Raw genomic sequence first — 21871 nt, 5'->3', positions numbered from 1 at the left:
GTTCTGGTCTGTGTCTGTCGCTGCGGGTGCGGTGCTGGTCGTTGCCGTATTGTCGGTTTTGCCGGAGGCGATCTTTTCGATCATCTCCTGATGCATCTTGAGTGTCGGCAATGTCTGCTGTGCGAATGCCTTGAGATCCGCGTTGTCGCCGTCGGCCGCATAGTCCTGGAACAGCTTGACCGCGTCGGCGTGCGCGTCTTGCTGCATCTTCACGTAAGACTGGTCGGCTGACCCGTTCGTCGATCTCAACGCCTCGAGGTCACTCTTGTGATTGGCGTCCGTCTCCGCCGGAACCTGCAATTTCTGCTCGCCGGCGATCGACTGCAGTTTGGCGTTGGCGGCGCCGTGATCGGTAATCATTTTCAGGGCAAAGTCGTTGATGGCCTGATCTTTCGCCTTGGCCTGGACGATCTTGCTGGACTCGACTTCGAAGATCCCACCTTGCGCGGCCTTGTTGACGAAATCCTGCGCCTTTTCGGCACTGAGCGCCGGATGGGCAAAACCCAGTCCGACCGCCGTGCAGAGCGCAGCCGATAGCAAATGAAGTTTCATGGATATCCTCCAACGCACAGAATTGTGCCTGGAAGACAAACAGAGGGGCGCAGCGTTTGTTCCAACAATCGGTGCCACCCCCGCACTGAGAAATTGGCGTCCCGAGCTTCGCGTCTGTGCATAAAAGTGCATGGGGCGTCGGGTAGTGTCTGCAGCCGGGACGCCCTATCTTTCCGGCATGCCCGCGCGCCGAAAAATCGACCCGACCGCAAAATTGATCGCCGAGTGGCCGCTATCGCCGGCGGCGACACTGGGATCGTCCATGCGGACGAGGGGCATTTTCCTCGAGATCCGCTCGCGTCTGCCGCCTGCGCTCAGAAACTTGCTTCACATCGAATCCCGGGTGCTGACCTTGCGACTGCCGGAGGCCAATGAGGCAGATGTCGATGCGGCAACGGCGATCGTGTCCAAAGCCATGCAGGACATCGAAGACCTACCCGTGATTCCCCGTGAAATCGAGGACATCCTGACGATCTCCTCTGGCGAGCGGCACCGATGGCTGAAGGACGGTCGACTTGAGAGCGCGGGGACCAGAACGGTCAACCTTCGCGGCCGCGCCAGGAAGATCACATTCCACGTGTTCGACCCACGCCACATCGAGGATGTGCCCGACCGCGACCTGGTCACCGTCTGGCGCGAGCACGACGCCGCCACCCGCGCCGAGAACCGGCGACGCGCTGCCGCAAAGGCGGCATTTAAGCGCGCGCAGAAGAGGGGGCGTGAGGCTCCCCATTCAGCAAGGAATGGGCGAGACGAAAGCTCGAAGGCCAAACTGCGCGGTTGGGACGATTTTGAGAGCGAAGGGCTGCTGCGCTGACAAGCGGCTCGGGCATCAGGCCGAGAATCTTCCAATATCGATCGTGATCTCAAGGACAATTCCGGCCGGGTCCCAACCTCGTACGAATCCGCCAAGCTCACTCGCCGCGGCGCGGATCAAGCGGCTCCCGAAACCTTCGTCTTCGGTTGCGACCGGAGATGGTCCTCCTACCTCCCTCCATTGGACAGTCACCTTACCGTCGCTATTGGAGCAAGCGATCTCTATGGAGCCGGCGGCCGCCGAGAGGCTGCCATGTTTGGCAGCGTTGGTGGCGAATTCGTGTAGCAAGAGAGAAAGCGGCGTGATCATCGCTGAAGGCACCGGCATATCGATGCCACTGATCGCGAAGCGGGGATGCTCGTCAGCTCCATGGCGGTATGGCGCGAGGATAGCGGCGATCAATGCATGTAGGCTCGTCGCGACCTGAACAGAGGGGCCAGTCGAGGGGAGCATCGTCAGCGCATGCGCCCGCGCGAGGGCGCCGAGCCGGTCAGAAACGGTGGAGGCGAGCGCGGCCGGCGTTTCAGCGGCTGACGCACTCAAATTGACGATGGAGCTTGCGATGGCAAAGAGATTCTTCACGCGGTGGTCCATCTCGCGAAGCAGCAGCTCCCGCTGCTCTTGCGCGCGCAGTCGCTCGGAAATGTCACGGGCGATCTTGGACGCACCGACAATTGCGCCAGACGCGTCCGCGATTGGGGAAACGGTCAAAGAGATGGGAATGCTGCTGCCATCCTTGCACAGGCGAACGGTCTCGAAATGCTCGACATGCTCTCCATTGCGAATGCGCGCCAGAATCTCCCGCTCCTCATTCTGGCGATCGGGCGGTATCAGCAACATGAGCGGACGTCCGATCATTTCCTTGCGGCCGTAGCCGTAGAGACGCTCGGCGCCGCTGTTCCAGTCCGTGACGGTGCCATCCGTATCGGTCGCGATGATTGCATCATCCGAGGATTCGACGAGCGCGCTCAGTCGCGCTGCCGTTGTTTCCGCCCGCTTCCGTTCGATGGCAAACCCGAGTTGACGGGCAATGGTCAAAGCAAGTTCGCGTTCACGATCTGCGAAGCGATGGGGTGCTGGATAGTAGACCATGAACTTGCCGACGAGCTCGTGGGAGCTGGCAAGCGGGATAAAGGCCAGCGCTTCGATTCCCTCGCCAAGGACCGTGTCGATGAGTTGCCGAGATTCACCGCTGAGACGAATATCCTCGACAAGGATTGGCTCGGCATTGTGCTCCCCGCGCGTCCATGGCGTGTGGCCGTTAACTGCCTCGCGGTATTCTTCAGAGAGTGAGCGCCACGCGACGAAGCTCATGACGCCGTGGCTGTCAAATCTCAGGATCGAGGCGCGCGACGAACCGAGCGCGTCGCATATGGCATCAAGTGCTGCATCGTAGATCTCGCCAAGGCCATTGGCTCGGTAAAGTCGGTCCGTGAGGCGAAAGAGGACGGCTTGCTCGCGGACAATATCGCCGTCGGCTGGCTCACGCCGGCCTTGCCCCATGGCCGCATCACTCATGGCCCTTTGCCTGCATGGCTCTACCCCCGGACGGCTCTATTGAAGTTCGACCAAATCCTCGACCAAACCACCTAACTTAGCACCGCGTCCACGGCCCATGTCCTTGGACTGCCGATTACGACCCCGACTATGCCAAACAATATGCGCCTTGCGCAGTTTCGCAATAGTGACTTCGGGTGTGACGTTGAGGACCGTCAAAAACATTCGTTATCGCTTGCTTGGGCCCTCGGGGACTGACTTCGACATCCGATACGCCGCCCGCGCAGGCATGATGTCGCCGTTCGGAAAGCGATGGAAAAAGGCGACTTGCCCGAAGTGGTCGCCAAGATGGTTCTGGCGGCCGCAACCGATCCTACGCCGAAGCTGCGCTCGCAGCGGGAAAGATGGCGCGCCAGGTCAGTTTCCTACGCCGTTTCGTGCCCCCATCGGCTTTCGACAAAAGCCTGCGGAAGCAACTCGGGCTGCCGGTCTGAAGTGATTCGCTCCGACTGCGTGTGGCCCCGATGGAGACGCTGGACTGAGCGTGATGTCCTGCGCGTACTGCTTTTGCTCAGGAAAAGGCCCATTCCGCATCAGTGGGGGAGATCGCCTGCTCGCCCAACTGTCTGCTAAGCTCTTGCCACGACGCGTCCGAAACGAAACTGGTCATACTTCCACAGGCTTTTGCGAAGGGAATTTTTCCGAGCCGGTCCATGATATCGCTGGACACGGCCATGTCTCCGTTTCGAAAAATGTCCAAGAGATCGTCATCGCACTCAATTACTCGGTGTCCCCAAGCGCCAGGTAGATCATCGGCCACGAGAGCCTCCCGCAGATCGGCATCCACATCTCCAGCCTCGAGTGCGCGGCAGACCACATAGCGCATGAGGGGGTAGTAGACCGGCTGATGACTGCCTCCGAGCGCGCGGACGCCCGGCAGGACCGACACGACCAGAAACATGAGGAGGAGATTCGGAATTAGACTGCGGTCGGCCAACCGCTCGATGATTTCGGAAGCCTCGAAGCGAACCATCTTCAACCCTGTTGCCGGATTGACGAGTTCGCCAGCGACCAGCCGCAGTGGCAGGCGCCTGCCGTTTTGATAGAACCAGAAGAAGTCGGTACCGCGCGCGAGCCAGCCACTCCAGGGGCCGTCTGCAAGCCTGTCGATCTCTGCAAGCATATTCAACGCGAGCCTTGGGTCTTCCAGCAGCCTCGTACGCAGCCAGGAGTTCTTTTCCGACAGATGGTCCGCCACCAGGTCGGCAATATCCTCGTCGTCAATCTGCAAGAACGTAAAGCGGCTTCCAAACAGCTTCGGCCACAGGCTGCAATTGGCTTCCTTTATGGCATGTGCTGGCCGTTCGAATTGGCCCTTCGGCAGAAGATTGTGAAGTACCGCAAGCGCGGCTGGCTCAGCGCCTTGTTCCGCAGGCACCAGTTCGAACCGATAGGCTCCAGGCCCAGTCAGAAGGCTGTACCCGATCATGCGGCTTCGAGTGAGGCCGAAGACGTTGATCGGCGTCTGATCAATTGTGAGCCAGCCCGGGCCCTTGCGAGCCCTTTCAACGAGGCTCACCGTGGAAACGGCATAGGACAGGTAGGTAGAGCAGCCATGCGCCGCGAGGCCCACGAGGCTAAGGATGTGAGTGTAGTAAGCCTCCGGGTCCATCAGGAGCAGCAGGTGAGGACCCGTCTGCAAAACGCGACGCTCTTCAAATTCCCTGCAGATTTCTGCGACCGCGCCGATCGGCAATCCATTTCGCTTCCCCGCGTTTTTGATCGCGTCGAGCAGCTTGGCCAGAGCGTATTGCCGACTTTCAGGCATGGCTGTCGAAACTGGTGCCTCGTACAGCCTGGCCGCGTAGTCGCGGATCGGACGGGAATAGTAGTGTTGCATCCACGGGTAGAGTGTCGCCAGCGATCTGAGTGCGGCCTGTTTCGCTCCTGCGGCTCCTGCTAGCTCATGCACGTTCATGGATCCCCCTCTTGCCGAGCGACGTTGATGCTCAAGGCAGAAACGCCGAACAGAAGCACCACAGCGAAACCGAGGAAAATCGTCGACGGAAAGGCCTGGTCTCCCAAAACGGTTGCGATACTGAAAATGACAAACCCAAGCCCGACTGCGAGGCTGTGCATGGCACCTTTGGCCCTGCCCAAGGCCTTATCGGGTACACGCGACTGCAGTGTGACCTCGACGCTGACCCGGCCCAGATTGCAGAGAAACCCAAGCGCGGCAAACATGGTCAATGTCCAGGGCGCGCGCAGAAGTACCAGCGCCATTAGCGCGAGCGCTGTTAAGCCTAAAACCATGAGGTGCAATGTATGAGGACTTATCGTTCCTGTCAGCCGACTGAGCAGTGCCGCTCCGATCAGAGAACCCGCCGACCAGGCTGCCTCGACGCGAGCGAAGTCCGCGGCGGTGCCCTTCTGTTCTACGAAAACGAAGCTAGATCCCATCACGCTGACCAACACCGCGCCTCCATATAGGAGCGCGTAGACGGCGAAGAGACGAACCAGGCGCCCGTCAATATTGAGAACAAGCCCGTTGACTTTGCGTTCGCCAGACGCCGAGCCGCCACGAATGCAGGACAAGCTTCCCGCCGAAACAAGAAAACATACGGCAAGGAGGACGAACACCAGGGTAGCGGAATGGTCGTTTGGCAACGCACCCACGAGCAGCGCTGCCGCAAGACATCCGAACTGCGTGACGAAGAAGACAATGGAATATGAAGCTGTCAGATCGCCTCCCGCAACGAGAGGGATCATTGACTGCGAACTCGTAAGTGCAACTCGGTCACATAGCGCAAAGGGAATCGCTGAACACCAGATCGCTGGAAACAAGTCCAGATAGGGAAGCGCGCAGGCTGTGGCGAGCATGACGGCAAAGCGACTAACGTCCGCTGCGATGTTCAGCAGTCGTCTGTCAAACCGATCCGCCATTGCGCCAGCCAGGGGGCTCGCGACAAATTCGACAACGCTGACGATCACGAGCAACGTCGCGACGCTCGCGCTTCCATACCCTGCTTCGACGAGGGTCCATGAGCATGCGATGTAGTAGCCGTTTCGTCCGACAGACGCGGACAACGCACTGGCAAGGAAGCCAATGAAGGCGCGGGGCTCACGGAGCGTTCCTTTGGCATAATGAAACCGAACTTCGCGTGACATCGGCGGCCCACCCATCCATTGACCGCATGTCATGCCCACTCCGGCGATGTCTGATTTAACGGGATGCCGAGCCTTTCAATTCCTTGCTGAAATAATAGGGGCTCGGGCTAGATCCTGGACTTGCGCCGAAACTCTATCGGGTTCGTGCCAAAGGCGCGTTTGAACGCGGTCGTGAGGTGGCTTGAGCTTGCGAAGCCGCATTCCATCGCGATTTTTGTCGCCGACAAATCCGTCGACCGCAACATGTCCGCGGACTGTACCAACCGGCGCTGCGCGATGAACGCATGCGGCGTCATTCCAGTCGACTGCTTGAACGCCCTGCTGAAATGAAACCGGCTGATACCTAGCTCTTTTGCTAGATCGGCCAGCGTGGGTTTGGCGTCTGGGAATGCCTCAATCATTCCCACGACGCGCTTGAGATCGAAAGTCGAGAGACCGCCTTTTGCCGGCTTGCGGCCGGTTCGGTTCAACCTGACCATTTGCACGAACAATTGCGTGACCTGACTCTCCACCATCGTCTTGCTTATCGGATCAGGAAACCTGAGCTCGGCGGCTATTCTCTGCAACGCCACTTCTATGGTGTTGTCACGAAATCCGATCCACGGGGGCAGTCCCGTCAGGCAATCGGGTGCAAATCCTTGGAAGGTCTCGTCTGCGAACTCCTGCGCGATCGACACGAGGAGGTAGGAGGCGATTGCGTCGCCCTCATCCCAACCAGTCCATTCGCTGCCGGCAGGGATGTAGATAATCGAACCGGGCCGCCTGGCCGAGAAAGAAACCCGGCGACCGTCGACGAAGTCTTCGCCGCGCCGGGCGGCACCCTTCAAGTTCATCAAGAACATATGCCGGGGGTGGGCAATTCTCGTTTCTTGCCGCTCTAAACCCGTTCTCTTAATTAAGTCTGCGCGTATGTTCCCCCAGCTCTCATATTGGTGAGCAAGGGTTCGGTGCCGCGAGCGGCGCAATGTGGTCGGGTCGAGGCAAAAAATATCCGCCAATCGAAGCGACTCCTTCGGAGACTACTCATCCTCCTGTTTGTGCATAACCATAGGTTGTTGAACAACTCACAAATAATTCAGAGTTGTCGGTTGATGTGGCGCGAGCGAAAAAATCGCAATTCGATGGAAGCCGCTTCTACAAGGCCATTCTATTCGTCGCCTCCGCTGATACTCGACCACCAAGAATATTACTCGGCGCTAATCTTCGTGCCGTTGTCGAGTTGAGGCATCTCACCGATCACACGGGTAGTGGGAGGCACAATTCGATGCGAGGACTCGACGACTTTCTGGCCGAATGCGACCACGGCCCGCGGATCAACGAACTGTCGGGCTTTTTCGCGACGACGGCAGCCGGCGAAAGCGGAATGCCTACACGCAAGCCCGAGGTCGATTCCAGGCTTCTTCCGAACGATAACCTCATTCGCGACTTGATCAGCTTGCATGCGGCACGACAAGGCTTCTTCGATCAGCACTATCACAGCAGCATTCCCTACCGGCTGGAGGAGGAGTGTCGGATGGCCCACGGCGTGCTGAGATATGCACGAATTCGCGGTGCCCCGCTGTCGTTATGTAGCCTTGGCACAGCGGAGGGCACCATGGCGAGAACACTGTCGGAGTTGTCCCGCGGGCAAATCCACAGCCTCTCCTGCAGTCCTAACGCGGAAAACTACAAGTGCTTCATGGCATATGGCGAACCGCCAGACGCCGAGTTCTTTGTCGGCCCGTTCCATCGGCTGACCAAGGCCGTCCTCAATTCAAACGCCCGATTGGGCAAATTCGCTTCCGGATTCGATATAATCCTCGAAGATACCACCTTTCAAATGTACTCGCCGAACAGACCTAAACAGATTGAGTTCGTGGCGCAGCATCTCAAGGAAGGAGGCATCTTCGTATTCCTCGAGAAATTTCGGGCGGTTGAGGACAGCGACTATCAGCGCCGCGAGTGCCAGAAGGATTTTGGCTTCAAGGCTCGCTACTTCCAGCTAGAGCAGATCGAGGCAAAGAAGACCGCCGTGCTGACCACGATGTTCAACAACGAGGTGACGCTTGAGGAGATGTCGCGCGCTGTAGGGACGCATTTCAAACACTGCGTCATGACCTGGAACAGCGGAAATTTCTGCAGCCTTGCGGCGAGCAACAGCCGGGAAAATCTTAACCTGTATACGTCTCGCAGATGGCGGACCCGGCCATTCCACATGAGTATGTCTACGAAGCGGGCTTGTATCGAAGCCTAACGGATCATGCCGTCTCGTGAATGTGCCTCGGCGAATTTCTTCAGCCGCGCGCACGGAGGGAACCTTGCCTTTTGCACCAAAGAAGAGATTCGAGCGCGTTGCGCCGAAACTGACACGATCTCTGTCCGCAAAGCGCCCGAGGCATGACGCCGAACGGCAACGCGTTGCGGCTACTGGCCTACGCCCTTGCAGCGGTCGATCATGGCAGCCTGAGGCGGGCGGCAAGGGCGATGAGGGTTCGAGAATCCTCCGTGAGCCGAAACATCGTCAAGCTCGAACAACACTTGGAAGTGCAATTGTTCGAACGCGATGTCCGCGGAGTTCGTTTGACGGAGCCGGGTCGAGCCTGGATCGATGTTGTGCGAGCTCACTACGAAGGCTTGCTGGACGCTTTCAATGACCGTGTCGGAGACAAGGACGCAAAGACGCTCCGGATTGGATTGTGTTGTGTGAGGGGAGGAGAATTCCTCAGAGGCATCATCGCTCGCTTCGGCAGCCTCTGTCCGGACGTGAGCTTTAGCATCGAGGATGTTCCCGCGGGGCGGTGGCTGTCAGCCATACGCCGCCGCCACCTCGACCTCGTGTTCACTCACGACTTTGGCGCCGTCCCTTCCTGTTGCAGCGAGGTGTTTTGGCAAGAGCGCCTCTTCGTCCTCTTGCCGTCGTCTCACTCGCTCGTCGACAGGCCCGTGGTCGCATGGTCCGATCTTGCAGAAATGTGCCTGCTCGTTCCAGTCGGGCCAGAGGGGCCGCTATTCGACCTGCGACTGTTGGAGCGCATCGCAGCAACCGGCGGCCCGGCAGTGCAGACGTGCCGAGCGAACCAAGCGACGGTCGCTCTCAAGGTGCAACTTGGGGAGGGCGTTACCTTGGCCGAGGAAAGCTGTGCCAGGACGACCGCTATCGAATCCACGATGTGGAAACCGCTGGCAGGGCAAAACAGTGTCAGCTCAATCAGGGCTGTCTGGCTCGACTCGAATCCAAAGCGTTCTGTGCTCCGGTTGGTTGCTGTTGCCAGGAATAGGGCAGGGGATACGCCCGGTAATTCGGGAACAAATGCTGCTCGACCTGGGCGAAGCACATGAGCGGTGGTTCAGCCTCTGGCGAGGACGGCGGGCTGATGCGTGGCCTCAACCAAATCGGCCGCCGCCTGTTCAACCTGATCGGCTGCATGGTCCACCTGTTCGAGCTTCTTGGCTAGCCGCTCGTGCAGCATCGAAAGCCGTGCTGCGTGGTAGATGGCGCTTCGCTTTCGGCCATCCATGTTGAGAGGTGCAAATAACATCGCGACTGCTCTCCTCAGTGTGCATTTGTCGGCGGGACGGCCTTCGGCAGTCGCCTTCTGGCTGCGAGCCGTTGGCGGCTCCGCATACGGGCGCAAAGGGCGAGGCTAACCGCGAGGCCGCAGATCTCGCCGACCATTGCCTCTGCCTGTTTGGGAGATTTTTCTGCTCGCTTCAAGCGTTGCCTGGCGACTGCCTGTTCCAAAACCACAAGTTCAACCATACTGCCGCATCCTCATGGTTAGCTGTCCTTCCAAGAGAACCGCGGGGTACTCCTTTAGTTCCGGGCGCTGCAATGTGGCTGACGCGGATGTCCTCGCCGGATAGCGATCTGACAAGCTGATCATACATCTTGCGAGCCGGAACCCGCCCCACAGATTGAACCATGAGTTGCTTTCGCGCTGCCCTTTCGAAGGCCAGAAAAGGCTACCCGAGTTTGCACCTTCCCTCCCTCGCAGCAACAAGGAGGCTGGCTAGGGCGTTTGGGATGCCAAGCCGTGAGCGGATACGGGCAACGCTGGCAAAGTGGAACAATCCGACAGCCGGCGGGTTTCAAAGATGAAGGGCGATCTGTTTCGGAGGAAACTGGGATGAAACGCGTCCTTGCCCAAAATGCGGTACGACTGATGCTGGGCGGCGTAACCGCCGGTCTGCTCACCATCGTCGAGATTCCCAACCCGATTACGCCATTGTCGCTCGTGTCCGAGGCAGGGGCTGCCACCGACGTTTCAATCAGCACATTCTACCAGGACCTTTCTTCCCATGGTGATTGGGTTTCGTACCACGGAGCGGCCGTTTTCGTACCGGCTGATGTACCTGACGGTTGGCGTCCATATACCCTTGGACACTGGGTCTATACCGAGCAGTATGGCTGGCTCTGGGTATCCGACGAGCCATTCGGCTGGGCGACGTACCATTACGGCCGGTGGGGCTATGCCGACATCGGTTGGTACTGGGTCCCGGGCACTCGTTGGGCGCCAGCCTGGGTGAGTTGGCGTCGTGACAGGCAGCACATGATTTGGGCTCCGCTACCGCCGCGTCGTGATCCGGATTTGATTTCAATCGAGGTGACCTTCGACGCGACGCCGGATTTTTACTGGGTCGTTGTCCCCACACGCGAATTCCTTGCGGCGGACATTTCTGTCGTCGTTATCCGTGATGAGCCGGAAATTGTGCGCATTGTCGAGGCGGCTGAGCCGGTTGGCGATGTGACGATCCATAACAACGTGGTGATCAACAAAGTCATAGATGTTGATGTGATCGAGAAAGAGACGAACCAGGAGGTGACTGTCGTCAAGGTCAGCAAGACCGACGCGCCCGAGCAGTCGGGCAAATTGGAAAACAATACGGTCAGGGTCTTTGAAGGCGAGGTGAAAGCCGATGCCGATGCCAAACCAGCTGAGATCAAAGATATTGAGGAGGTGAAGAAGGTTCAGGCTGGCCGGAAATCGAAGCCGACCGAAGGCGCTGCCACGACCGAACAGGCCGAGCCCGAGCAGGCGGCCAAGCCGCAGAAAAAGACGCAGGAACAGCCTGCGGCCGAGCAGCAGCAGGTCGAGCCCGAGCAGGCGGCCAAGCCGCAGAAAAAGGCCAAGGAACAGCCTGCCGCCGAGCAGCAGCAGCCGGAGCAGGCGGTGAAACCCAAGCCACAGAAGCAAGAAAAGAAGGCGTGTGATCCGCAGACTGAGGCGAACTGCTAGGTTTGTGGCGGTTAGACTAACCGCTCTTAATGCGGGCACACCTGCGATCCTGGCTTCTATCCTTCGCGGCCACCTGTGGGTGGGCGGTGTGCATTCGTCATTGATCCGAAATGGCGATATGCGCCGAAACCAGGAACTTATGATCTACAAGCCGAGGAGGGTGAACAGAAAAGAGGAGGGTGAACAGAAAATAGGCTCGCGCGCTGAGCGCCTTTTTGGCGATGACTGGCGGTCGAGCGTTTTGGTGAAGACTAGGCTGCTCGCACTGCCAGCAGCGAAGCTGCGAGCAAAGTTACGTGGCGGATATTCCACGAGAAGTCATGGAGCACAACGTCTGCATCAGTAGAAAGTGGTCTCGGATAGCGGCTCCAGGCCAGTGTTACGATAAACTTCGGTCGAGCCAAGGGGCGGGGGAAGACATGAGGGTCGAACGTTGGGTGAGGAGGGGAGCCTGTTTCTGCTCGGGCTCGCAGCAGCTTGGCGCCTTGAGCATGCGTTCAACGCCCTAACCCCACATGCAGTCCTATGCTCTCCTCTTGGCAGTTTTTGGAGCAATCGTGCTCCTTACGGCCTGGCTACCTTTACTGCTCCGAAAGCTTCCGCTTTCGTTGCCAATGCTTTGCATCGGGATCGGGGTTCTTTGGGTTTGGTCACCATTCTCTCCTCTCGTAGGGGTAAACCCACTGGAGAACCGGATACTAACCGAGCGTCTCACAGAGTTCGTTGTGATCGTCGCCCTTATGGGAGCTGGCCTAAAGCTGGATCGGCCCGTGAGTTGGCGGGGTTGGGAGTCCTCGTGGCGCCTTCTTGGCATAGCCATACCTCTGACGATCGCAGGAATTACAATTCTAGGCTGGTCAATTCTCGGGCTTGGCATTGCAATTCCTATTTCAGAGTGTGCCGTAAAGTGGGGGTCGAAAAGGAAAATGGACCGCGCCCTGAAGTTCCTCCGCAAGGGCGATACGCCGGTGATCACGAAGATTGATAGCCCGCAATGTGCAGCCCTTTACCGGCAAGGCCACCACAGCCGTACAGCGGCGTCCCGCAACCGCCCTCGCCGCGCCAGCATGCGCTGGCGGTTGGCGTTTGTTCGGGCGCAATGCTCATGACGTTCAAACCGCCTGCGAGGGCAATGTGATGCGCATGGCCGTACCTTTTGCCGGCGAGCTTTGAACAATGAGCTGACCGCCTATTCTTTCCACCCGCTCCCCGCCTCGGGTTGTTCGGGAACCAGTTAGTATCGCCCCGCTTTCTACTCACCCGTGTCGGAATTTGCCGCATTCACCGGCTTCGATTCCGGGGAGCCCTTGTGTCGGAGGAAGATGGAAAGCAAAACCAGGACCGCCGTAGACAGGAATTCCGACTGCCAGTTCTGGAAGGATTCGAACCACAGCCGAGCGTTGAGAAGATAGGCTGCCAGAGATTGAGGCTGTTCCCCATGGCGGAGCGCTGCTTCGTTTGCGGCCGCCAAGCTTCCCCACCAGTGGAGGGCAAAGGAGACGATAAACAGAACGGCCAGAGCAATGCCCAGCGAGTAGGAATAGAGCCACGACCAAATCGGCCTTCGCCTCCGGGTCGCGAGGCCGAGTTCGTCCTTTGGTCTATGCGGATCCACGGGATTACGGGATTCTGCTGAGCCGCGCTGAAAAAGCATCGCAGTCAGCATCACATAGGCCGACATCTGCAGGAATTCGCTTTCCCAGTTTTCGAACAGGGCCGAGAGAAACTCACCGCTCTCCAGGTATGCCACCAGCCCGATAGCTGGCGCCCCGTGCTCCCGCAGCTCCTCATTGTTGGCAGCCTGGCCAGACCAGACCATGCCCAGCACACTAAACAGGAACATCGCGACCAGAGCGATGGTCAACCCGTTGTTGCGAAAGAAGGCTCTCAAAACGACTCCTGAGTCAGTTATCTGTGCCTGTCAGCGAGATAAACGTTTCCGACGCTGAATTGGCACGCCAAGCCAATGCTGCCGCGATCAAACGTGGCGATCTGCACTAGCAACGCTTTGGCCCGACCGATTGCGCGGAGCTCGGCATCGCCCGCAAGAGGCTCCGCGTTCGAGGCTAACTCGCTCGCCGCCCTCACCACAGAACGAAACGCGCAGGACCGGCTGCCCATTGTGCCCGATGGCCTCGCCGACATCAGTCCGAACCAGTTGCATGGATGAACCCCGCTTATCTAGTGTATATGGCCACGCGGGCGCCTCCTAGCTGATGCGCACGCCTGCAGCTCAATGTGCATCCAGAGATGAAGTTCCAGCGCATGCCTGGTGCGATTGCACGGCCACAGGGATACCGCGGAGAAGGACGCGCGTCGGCTTCTTCGCAATCGCGTAGTCTACAAATCTCCTGACAGTTTCCTTTGCTTGGCCTGGGCACACGCTGTCCGGAACTTTTCGACCTCCTCCTCCGTCAGATGCTCGATGCCGATAAAGTCGTTCTTGCCTTGGCCGGACCGGATCAACTCATCGAGCTTTGCCTGGATGGCGGCGCCATCGCGGTTCTGTGTGTTCTGAATCAAGAAGACCATCAGAAAGGTAACGATGGTGGTTCCGGTGTTGATGGCCAGTTGCCAGGTCTCCGAGTATTGAAACACTGGGCCAGTTGCCGCCCAGGTCAAAACCGATCCCAAGCAAAGAGCGAACGCCCACGGCCTACCTGTTGCGTGAGCGACTGCTTCCGCCATTCGATTGAACGTCTTTTCCATGACACAAACCTTGGATAATGATGCGCAACCAACGTTGGTTTAGGGCACCAGTTCCCACCGATCAGGATCGCGATTTCCGGCAACTTTTGCGGCCGGTACTTTGCCGTCCAGTCGAAACCATTCTTGGTGAAGAAACGCGTATCCCGTCGGCGCCCTTGATCACCTGGGTGCGGTAGCCGTCGAATTTGACCTCGTGTGACCAGCCCTCACCCTAAAGCATTCCGTTATCGTTTGCTGAAGGTCGTCGGAACATTCCGGCACGGTTGCTGTTCTCTTTCAATTAGGAGGAACAGCCATGGCAGACGACAGAAGCAAGACCGATTTTCGAGACCGCGACCGGGTATCGGGAGACGAGGAATATGAAGTTGGCTATCTTGCGAGCAAGTTCCAACTCACGATCCCAGAGGTTCGCGAATTGATTGCCAAACACGGCAATGACCGCGAGACGCTTGAGCGCGAGGCGAAGAAGCTGGGTGAGCAACAAAATTGACCAACTTTCCGGCCAATCAGGGTCAAGCGATAGCCCAGTCTGCTTAAATCGAGGTGACACAGGATTCCGCAGGCCGGTCCATGCACCGACATCGAGGAGGTGCCGAGCCGGGACAGTGTCTTGTCTAGCAGGCCGCATGGCGAAATTCAAACTAGAGACACAAGCTGCATTAGCATCCGCTTTTGCTTCGTCTCGTTGTAATCTTCTCTCGCTTGGCCCAGCAGCGGACGCCGCGGCCATCCCCTCGCCCGTATTTCATCAGCGATCTCGAAATGGAGCTCGGAGCCTCATTTGGTTAAACGTCCCAGATTCATTCGGACGCCTTGATCCGGAGCTGACGCCCTTTGGCCACGTCGTCGCCGCCGATTGGGCATGCTCATGGACCAAGGCACGCGCCTGCTCCAGCTCCGCGCAGGGCATCTCAGAGCAGACCCTTGTATACGCTGGGGCGCGAGGGTTATCGCTTCTCTTGATCGGAAAGGTGGCGTCACCGTCATCTTTTTCCGATAGGACGCGCGGGTCGGCGCTCGTCACACCGTCGTTTCCGCCACCCTGATGATGTTTTTCAGACTGCCCAGCGGCATCCCGCTCCGGAGAGCCATCCGATTTCGATTCCTTGTCAGGATCGTCTGTGATCGTGCACTCCTCCCCTACTTTTGCGGCGCTGCAGGCTGTGCGGGCTGCATGGCCTGCTGATCGCCGCCGGTGTGGACTTTGCCCCTCGGGTCTTTGTCCACCTGCCGATTTTGATCAACCGCCTGACCGTTGGCGGAGCTTGTCTCTGATTCATAGACCCGTGAGTTGCTGCACGCCACGATGAGCGCCGCGAACGTCATCAAAGCCAACCGTTTGACACCGCGCCTGTCTGGACAAGTCGCATGCGAGGAGAGATGTAGCCGCGCTCGGATTGGGCTGGCAATGCCGGAACCGGGCCGTAGGCAACGCGTTGATTCGCAGTTGTATGGGTCGAGTGATGAGTGACCTTGTGAGAGTTATCTGGGAAGAGTTGGCGGAACTGGTCCCTGCGCTGACCAATCGGAAAAGAAGCGAAGCCGATGCCTTACCGGTCGATGCGCCAGACTTCCCAAATGACCTCGAGCCGGTGATACGGTCGCCATAAGCGCGGACCAACCCAATAAGTGGCAGGGCTGTCGTGGGTCATTTCGATACCAAACAGCTCGTTTTCGCCAGTTCTAAAAGGCGTTCGTTTTCAGCCACGCCCTCGAGGTGCCTTGCCTGATGACCGGTGCGACATCGATCACCCGCTCGCCGACTCGGGTCCGCAGGCAGGAATGGTGCGGGCGCAAGGGCGGCCCGGGCTGATTCCAAATCACGAAATATTTCCGCCGGAACAGAGCGCGATGGCCGCAGTTGATTAGGGTTAGGAAAGACTTACCAAGAAAGGGAGAAGAGCATGGCCAACCAAGGCGGAAGTCGCGAACATGGGAAGGCTGGACAGCAGAGCGATAAAGATAAGCGCCGCGGCAGCGGCGAGCAGCGCGGCGATGACAAGCGGGGTCAGCAGCAGGCCGACGACAGGCAACGCGGTGGCCAACAGCGCGGCGGCAGCGGCAACTTTGCCGACGACCGCGAGAAGGCTTCGGAAGCCGGTCGCAAAGGCGGTCAATCCTGATCAGAAGCGGCGCTTTCGGGCGCCGCTTTTTTTGGCCAATTTGAAAAGGAGAAAGCGCAATGCCGATGAAATCGGAAAACGGTTTGGAGACCCTGTTTATGGATGGTCTGAAGGACCTCTATTACGCGGAAAAAAAGATCCTGAAGACATTGCCGAAGCTGGCCAAGGCCGCGCAATCCGAACAGGTAGGCGCTGCATTCGAGAAACATCGGATGGAAACAGAACGCCAGGTAGAACGGCTCGAACAGGTTTTCGAGCAACTTGGCAAACCTGCCAGAGGCAAGACGTGCCCCGCCATCGACGGCATTCTCGAAGAGGGCTCGGAGGTGCTCGAAGAGTATAAGGGGGCGCCCGCCCTCGATGCGGGCCTTGTAGGCGCCGCACAGGCGGTTGAGCATTATGAGATTGCCCGCTATGGGACGCTCATCGCCTGGGCGGAGCAACTCGGCATGAAGGATGCCCTCCCGCTGTTGCGCGAAACCCTCAAGGAAGAGACGGCGACCGACGAAGCGCTCAGCGCGTTGGGCCAGAGCGACGCCAACAAGCGCGCGCTGCAAGCGGCCTGATCAGCTCTCAACAAGCGGCTCCGGTGCTTGTCCGGAGCCGCATGGTGCTACGATGACTATGCCGATGCCATCCAACTTCCATGTAGAACAACCAGCCGATGCGATGGTACCAGTCGCATCGGTGACCGAGGCCGTAGCTGAACGTCGACGATGTATAATGATCCTGCAGCAACGAGCGCGCGCCTTTGAACGGCTAAACCTGTTCAATGTTTCACGGGCTCTGTCGTCAATTGCTGAAGAGATCCGGGGGAGCGACGATGATGGAAGCGTTCGCGAATGGCACGAACGACGGCAGACCCCGACTTCGTAAAATGACCAAGCTTTCCGATCTTGAGCGTCGGTTGCCGGCGCGCGACTTGAGCGACGGCGATCATTTCCACAAATGTCCCGTCTGCGGTCAAGCAGTGGACTGGCGCGACTTGCGGTTGTCTGGCATGAGCAGCCCAGACACCGGCGGTTGGATCTCGACTCCTAGGTGCTAGTCGGCCGTCTTTGGGTTTTCCTCACAGGCTTGTTTTGCATCGCGCAAATCCTTCAACCTCCTGGTCCTTCTCGGCGCGCGCGGCTGCTTCCATTTGGATAATTTCACGCGCTGCCCTACTCGTTCGCTCCATTCGTTGGTCTAGTTCTGAATGGGTCTCCGCTGTCATCGCCATCTCAATCGGCCCCCGCCGGGTCATATTGAATGAAGCCCGCTGCACCGGAGGGGACGGAGCGGGCTCTATTCGGCTAGCTTTCAGGCGGCGCCACGGAGTTGTGATCTGGAATGCACCGCCAACCATGAACTGCGAGGTGGCCGCATTGTTCCAGCGGCATGAAAAAGCCCGCGCTACGGAGGACCGATAACGCGGGCCGCGGCTGATGTTTTTGCCCCACCAGCCTACGCCGAACTCCAAGCAGCCTCATCCGACGCAAGGACCTAACTAATTCGAAGCCCCTAATGTTCCGGCCCGCACCCCGGATCTTCGGAACAAGACCTCAGCCCCACTTGGGATGCGGTGCAGCGGCCGGGAACCAGCCCTTGTGAAGGCACGTTGCTGAGAGATGATTTTACGGAAGGTTCGCCTCCAATGGCAAAACACCCGTCTCGCACCCCGGAGCAACGCAACACCGGAAATATCCTGATATGGGGTGCCATGATAGCGGCGATGCTTTTTGTCGCCCTCTTGATCATTCTCACTTTCGGGCCGTCCGCGGCGGGATCCTAGCGCACGCGGGGACATCTGCGCAGCGCGCGAACAGCAATGTGGCCTTCTTGGCCGCCTGCCTCGGTCACCTGGAGCAAAGCGCCGGGATCCAAATTACTCGTTCACCAATCATGCAGAGGGCAATGAGTGCAAGCCCCGGCTTAGGCCGAACGCGGTGTATGCCGTGATGTGGGCCTCAATCGATGCCTCCAGTTTGTCGTGGATGGTACTAAGTCTCAACGCGCGCCTCTGTGGCACCAGCCGTCACAGCCACTGTTGAGCTGAAGACCGCGGCGCCAGAGCGGGCGAGCAAAGCCCGGCGGTTGATCCTGGTCCTGGTGATCTCTCTTCTTCGTTCCAGCCTAAGGCACATCGGACATCGCCTGCACGACCACCGTAACACGATCGGTGGCGGATGAATGTCAGGATCGGTGGCTCGTAGCCGGGCCAGGCACCTAGCGCCCCCCTTCCCGGCTCCCCTAGCCCGTCATTGCCCGAAGCACCGCACATTGCGTTAAGCCACCGAAACCATTCGCAAATCCTCATCGCAGCAAGGTGCAGCGAATATTCAAACATTGTGAAATGCCCACCTAACTAGTTGAAAACAAACAACCGATGGCCAGAAAACATTGCGGCCTTTTATCTAGCCATCTTAATCGGTTGTGCTTTCAGTGATCTTTTCGACATCGTCGTTCATCTCTTTTGGTGCGATAATATACGAATTTATTCTCTACGCTACGATACCGCGTCCTGGCGTCGAGTTCCGATGCGCCGTGCAATCTTCCGCGCTCTGCGACGGGGTTAATCGGCTGCACGAAAGCAGCGCTCGAACCATCGTGGCGCACTTTTCCATCGGACTGACGGAGCATCGTCACAGGCAATCGAGCGCGGTCCGGCCGTCTGTCGAACGGCGCGGCCGCAGGCAATGTATGGCCCGCCCCGTCTGCAAGCGGAATGTTTTGAGTGGAACAACCGGTCTGCACCAATGTATCCGGCCTCGACGCTTCAGGCGTCCTGCCAAGATGGAGATTAGCGCGCCCGGCTCCTAACAAGATACACGACCTCGAAAGGGCCGCTGTCTGCCGACAGGTTTGCCGAACGCCGATCAACCGTTGGGCTATCTCTATGTACATCCTTAGACTTCATGCGGCCGAGCAGTTGCCGGGACGCGCCCGCTCGACCAAACTCGTCACCCGTTGGACGCCATCACGGCTTCGTAGGGGCGCTGGTTTGACATCACTGCCCAGGCGATCCGGGCCAGCTTGTTGGCGAGCGCAACGACCACCACGTTGCGCTTGGCGCGCTGCAGTAGCGCTTGCAGCCAGGCGCCGAGCTGGGTGTCCATTCGCGCCAGATATGGCAGTGCCGCTCGCGCGCCATAGATCAACAGCACGCGCATGTAGGTGCTCCCGCGCTTGCTTATCCCCGTCAGCCGCGGCTTGCCGCCGGTCGTGATCTGACGTGGAACAAGCCCCAGCCAGGCAGCGAAATCACGCCCTTTGGCAAACGCCGACACGTCGCCGACCGCTGCGGCCAGCGCCGTTGCGTTGAGAGCGCCAATGCCTGGCACGCTGCGCAGGAGACGGGCTCGTTCATCGCTTTTGGCGAGCGCTTCAAACTCGTGGTCGAGCTGCTTGATCCGATGATCGAGCGCGTGCAGTTCATCGACCATGTCGTGAACGAGTTGCTGCATCCTGGCGGTCAAGGTCGTGTTGTTCGGCGGGTTCTCGCGCAGCCACAGGTTCAGCTTTGGTCGACCCTTGGCTATGACGATGCCGCGATCGAACAGCACACCGCGCAGTTGATTGATCAGGGCCGTCCGCGTGCCGACCAGTCGCTCGCGCGCACGGTGCAAAGTCTGCACATCGAGTTGCTCTTCCGACTTGACCGGTACGAAGCGCATGGTCGGTCGTGTCGCCGCCTCGGCGATTGCCTCGGCATCGCGATCGTCGTTCCTGTGCGACTTCACGTACGGTTTCACATACTCTGGCGGCATCAGCCGGACATCCTATTCGAGCGAGGTAAACTGAGGAGCGAGGTGATGAGCACGCCTCCATGCCAATGATGCAGCGCGGTTGCTTTTCGACGAATGCAGCAAGGGATGGCCGGCGCATCCGGACGATGCAAACAACCGCTCCTTCGCGGTCGAGACCGACCAGGCTGCAGAGCGTTTTTCCAAGATCGATTCCGAGTACGGCGATGTTCATCTTCCTTCCTCCTTCTGACGCGGACTGACAGTTTGTCCGGAACGGGAGGGGCGGGCCATCCCATAAGATAACGTGCGTTCCGTCGTTCCTGGGGTTCTCATCCGCCGGAGCGGATCCCTTGGGGTCAGGTGGCGCCGGTCAGCGTGCCGGCGCCATGCGCTTGAACTGCCGTCTCACCGCTCATCGATGCGCTCCGAGCAGCCGCCGATCCTTGAGATGAGCGCGCTGGGCAGCATCGTTTCGGCTCGCCGCCGGATCGCCGACGTAGAACGTGCCGTCGTTCCACATGGCATGCATGATCACCGCCAGCTTGCGCGCCACGGCGACACAGGCCTTGCGGTGGCAGGAGCGTTTGGCGATCGCCTGGCCCCAGCTCTTGACCTTGTCCCTGCCCTTGAAGCGCGTCATCATCAACCCCGACCCCTCCTCATAGAGCGACCGGCGCACATCCGCGTCGCCGGCCTTCGAGATGCGGCCCTGGACGTCGATCGAGGTGCCCGACTGCCAGCGTCGCGAGGTCAGCCCGAAGTAGGCGGCGACATCACGCGAGCGGCGGAAGCGTGACGGATCGTCGATCGCCGTCATGAACGAAAGTGCTGTCACCGGGCCGACGCCAGGGATCGCCATGAAGCGCCGGCACAGCTCGCTGCGCGCCACCATCTTGACGACGAGATCGTGCAGCCGGCAGTACTCTCGCCACAGCGCGGCGCGCGCCGACAGCATGGCGTCCATCAGTTCGGACGACAGCGGATCGTCGACCACAGCCTGGCGAACTGCCTGCTCGAAGGCCGCACGTCCAATCTTGCCCAAGCGGATGCCGAACGACTTCAGCGAATGGCGGACGGCGCAATGACAGCTGTTGGGGGCATTCCTAACCGGCAGATTTGGGGGCTGTTTGCAGACTGTCGGCTTTAGGGCTGGGATGCGTTTTCCAGGTCGAGGAACTTGGCCTTCAGATTGCGCCGTGGGTCAGCAGAAGTCGCGTCCGGTAGCAGCTTTCCGACTTGATGTAGGCCTGTCGGAACCAGCCTGTGCGCATGATATGGGCGATCCCCAGAGCATCGGCCTTGTCGGTCTTGTTGCGCTGCGCCGACAGCGCCGCGCGCACATGCAGGGTTTCAAGGCAGATGGCCGGCAGGCCGAGTTTCTTGAGTTCGGGATGCAGCCATGGCGACAGCGACCCCGCCTCGTGGCCGACGCGTGCAGGCGCGGCAGAAACGAACAGAGACACTGACCCGATGGTGAGCCCCACAGCGAACTCAATCGCGAAATAAGCGAGATTGAGCAGTGATGAGGACGATGCGACGGAGCGCGATATTCATCATCTGAGTGTTTCGACAACCGGCGGACAGCCTGATTGTCCGCTCTTACGCTCTCGAAGATGCTTCGGTAAATCTCCTCACCCTGCTCGCGCTCGGCTGGACTCGCCGTCAACCTCTCCTGCGCGAAGGCCGACTAATGGGGTGGCGTTGCGGATATGGCTCAATTGCTGCCGGCATTCGCTATGCCGAATGATCCGGGTGTGGCGCCGATTCTTTGGGCCGCGGCGGAACGACTTGCCGCCCATGGTCACCCAAGGGGCTTGGACGGATACCAGTCCCAGAGTCCGCAACGGGCATACATGCTGACCGCAGCCATCTATTCGGCGATCGCCGGGATGGGATTGCACTATGCGGAGCCGGCGAGCTTCGAGAGTCGCGGCCAGAAGATCAGGCGCCAGATGACGGTTGAGCAGGAACGCCTCGCAACCTGCCTCGACATCACGCTTCTGTTTGCCGCTGCCCTGGAAGCTGCCGGTTTTGCATCCGGCCATCTTGATGTTCGATGGA

The 21871-nt window shown here is 59.1% G+C and carries 13 protein-coding genes and 6 pseudogenes; 9 read left to right on the top strand and 10 right to left on the bottom strand.

Annotated features, from left to right (window positions below; genetic code table 11):
* On the bottom strand, positions 1-552 hold a 552-nt coding region (locus EOA33_RS04450; protein WP_145989065.1), incomplete at its 3' end, for a DUF4142 domain-containing protein.
* A 178-nt stretch (positions 553-730) separates the two neighbouring features.
* On the opposite strand from EOA33_RS04450, the gene EOA33_RS04445 reads away from it, so the two are divergent.
* On the top strand, positions 731-1369 hold the full coding sequence (locus EOA33_RS04445; protein WP_127405056.1) for a hypothetical protein: 639 nt from the start codon (positions 731-733) through the stop codon (positions 1367-1369).
* A gap of 15 nt (positions 1370-1384) precedes the next feature.
* On the opposite strand, the gene EOA33_RS04440 is transcribed toward EOA33_RS04445, so the two are convergent.
* Complete coding sequence (locus EOA33_RS04440; RefSeq protein ID WP_127405055.1) at positions 1385-2887, bottom strand: PAS domain S-box protein; 1503 nt, start codon at positions 2885-2887, stop codon at positions 1385-1387.
* Between the two features lie 241 nt (positions 2888-3128).
* On the opposite strand from EOA33_RS04440, the pseudogene EOA33_RS40235 reads away from it, so the two are divergent.
* Positions 3129-3360: pseudogene (locus EOA33_RS40235) on the top strand (short-chain dehydrogenase/reductase); the annotation flags it as partial.
* 77 nt (positions 3361-3437) lie between these two features.
* Here the strand turns inward: EOA33_RS40235 and EOA33_RS04430 are convergent.
* From EOA33_RS04430 to EOA33_RS04420, 3 genes are all read right to left on the bottom strand, one after another.
* Entirely contained in the window at positions 3438-4844 is a 1407-nt protein-coding gene (locus tag EOA33_RS04430; protein ID WP_126056312.1) for a hypothetical protein, read from the bottom strand.
* Positions 4841-6034: an MFS transporter gene (locus tag EOA33_RS04425; protein ID WP_189362919.1), complete on the bottom strand. Its 1194-nt coding sequence runs from the start codon at positions 6032-6034 to the stop codon at positions 4841-4843. Before EOA33_RS04425 ends, EOA33_RS04430 begins: the two co-directional genes overlap by 4 nt.
* A 107-nt stretch (positions 6035-6141) precedes the next feature.
* Positions 6142-6867: an AraC family transcriptional regulator gene (locus EOA33_RS04420; protein ID WP_245482225.1), complete on the bottom strand. Its 726-nt coding sequence runs from the start codon at positions 6865-6867 to the stop codon at positions 6142-6144.
* Positions 6868-7298: 431 nt separating this feature from the next.
* Between EOA33_RS04420 and EOA33_RS04415 the strand changes: the two genes are divergently transcribed.
* From EOA33_RS04415 to EOA33_RS04395, 3 genes are all read left to right on the top strand, one after another.
* Entirely contained in the window at positions 7299-8267 is a 969-nt protein-coding gene (locus tag EOA33_RS04415; protein WP_245482224.1) for a class I SAM-dependent methyltransferase, read from the top strand.
* 143 nt (positions 8268-8410) lie between these two features.
* Complete coding sequence (locus EOA33_RS04410; RefSeq protein ID WP_127405053.1) at positions 8411-9352, top strand: LysR family transcriptional regulator; 942 nt, start codon at positions 8411-8413, stop codon at positions 9350-9352.
* A 788-nt stretch (positions 9353-10140) separates the two neighbouring features.
* Positions 10141-11250: a DUF6600 domain-containing protein gene (locus EOA33_RS04395; protein WP_127405051.1), complete on the top strand. Its 1110-nt coding sequence runs from the start codon at positions 10141-10143 to the stop codon at positions 11248-11250.
* Between the two features lie 1252 nt (positions 11251-12502).
* On the opposite strand, the gene EOA33_RS04385 is transcribed toward EOA33_RS04395, so the two are convergent.
* The 3 genes and pseudogenes from EOA33_RS04385 to EOA33_RS40230 all read right to left on the bottom strand — a co-directional run.
* On the bottom strand, positions 12503-13141 hold the full coding sequence (locus EOA33_RS04385) for a DUF6766 family protein (protein WP_126056305.1): 639 nt from the start codon (positions 13139-13141) through the stop codon (positions 12503-12505).
* 449 nt (positions 13142-13590) lie between these two features.
* The gene (locus tag EOA33_RS04380) at positions 13591-13959 is read right to left on the bottom strand and encodes a low affinity iron permease family protein (RefSeq protein WP_127405050.1); all 369 of its coding nucleotides are present in this window, start codon (positions 13957-13959) and stop codon (positions 13591-13593) included.
* 95 nt (positions 13960-14054) lie between these two features.
* Positions 14055-14170: pseudogene (locus EOA33_RS40230) on the bottom strand (ATP-dependent DNA ligase); the annotation flags it as partial.
* 84 nt (positions 14171-14254) lie between these two features.
* On the opposite strand from EOA33_RS40230, the gene EOA33_RS04370 reads away from it, so the two are divergent.
* The 3 genes and pseudogenes from EOA33_RS04370 to EOA33_RS04360 all read left to right on the top strand — a co-directional run bounded on the left by EOA33_RS04370 (position 14255) and on the right by EOA33_RS04360 (position 16648).
* Entirely contained in the window at positions 14255-14449 is a 195-nt protein-coding gene (locus EOA33_RS04370) for a DUF3606 domain-containing protein (RefSeq protein ID WP_127405049.1), read from the top strand.
* Between the two features lie 1552 nt (positions 14450-16001).
* Positions 16002-16076 (top strand): annotated as a pseudogene (locus EOA33_RS40225) (KGG domain-containing protein); the annotation flags it as partial.
* Positions 16077-16141: 65 nt separating this feature from the next.
* Positions 16142-16648: a ferritin-like domain-containing protein gene (locus tag EOA33_RS04360; RefSeq protein ID WP_127405047.1), complete on the top strand. Its 507-nt coding sequence runs from the start codon at positions 16142-16144 to the stop codon at positions 16646-16648.
* Between the two features lie 2376 nt (positions 16649-19024).
* On the opposite strand, the pseudogene EOA33_RS04355 reads toward EOA33_RS04360, so the two are convergent.
* Both EOA33_RS04355 and EOA33_RS40220 read right to left on the bottom strand, forming a co-directional pair.
* Positions 19025-20042: pseudogene (locus EOA33_RS04355) on the bottom strand (IS110 family transposase).
* 180 nt (positions 20043-20222) lie between these two features.
* A pseudogene (locus tag EOA33_RS40220) lies at positions 20223-21243 on the bottom strand (IS110 family transposase); the annotation flags it as partial.
* 252 nt (positions 21244-21495) lie between these two features.
* On the opposite strand from EOA33_RS40220, the pseudogene EOA33_RS04340 reads away from it, so the two are divergent.
* Positions 21496-21871 (top strand): annotated as a pseudogene (locus EOA33_RS04340) (hypothetical protein); the annotation flags it as partial.

Source organism: Mesorhizobium sp. M4A.F.Ca.ET.050.02.1.1 (genome assembly GCF_003997725.1).
GTDB lineage: Bacteria > Pseudomonadota > Alphaproteobacteria > Rhizobiales > Rhizobiaceae > Mesorhizobium.
The sequence above is the reverse complement of the archived record's forward strand: the minus strand, read 5'-3'. Positions and strand labels throughout refer to the sequence as shown.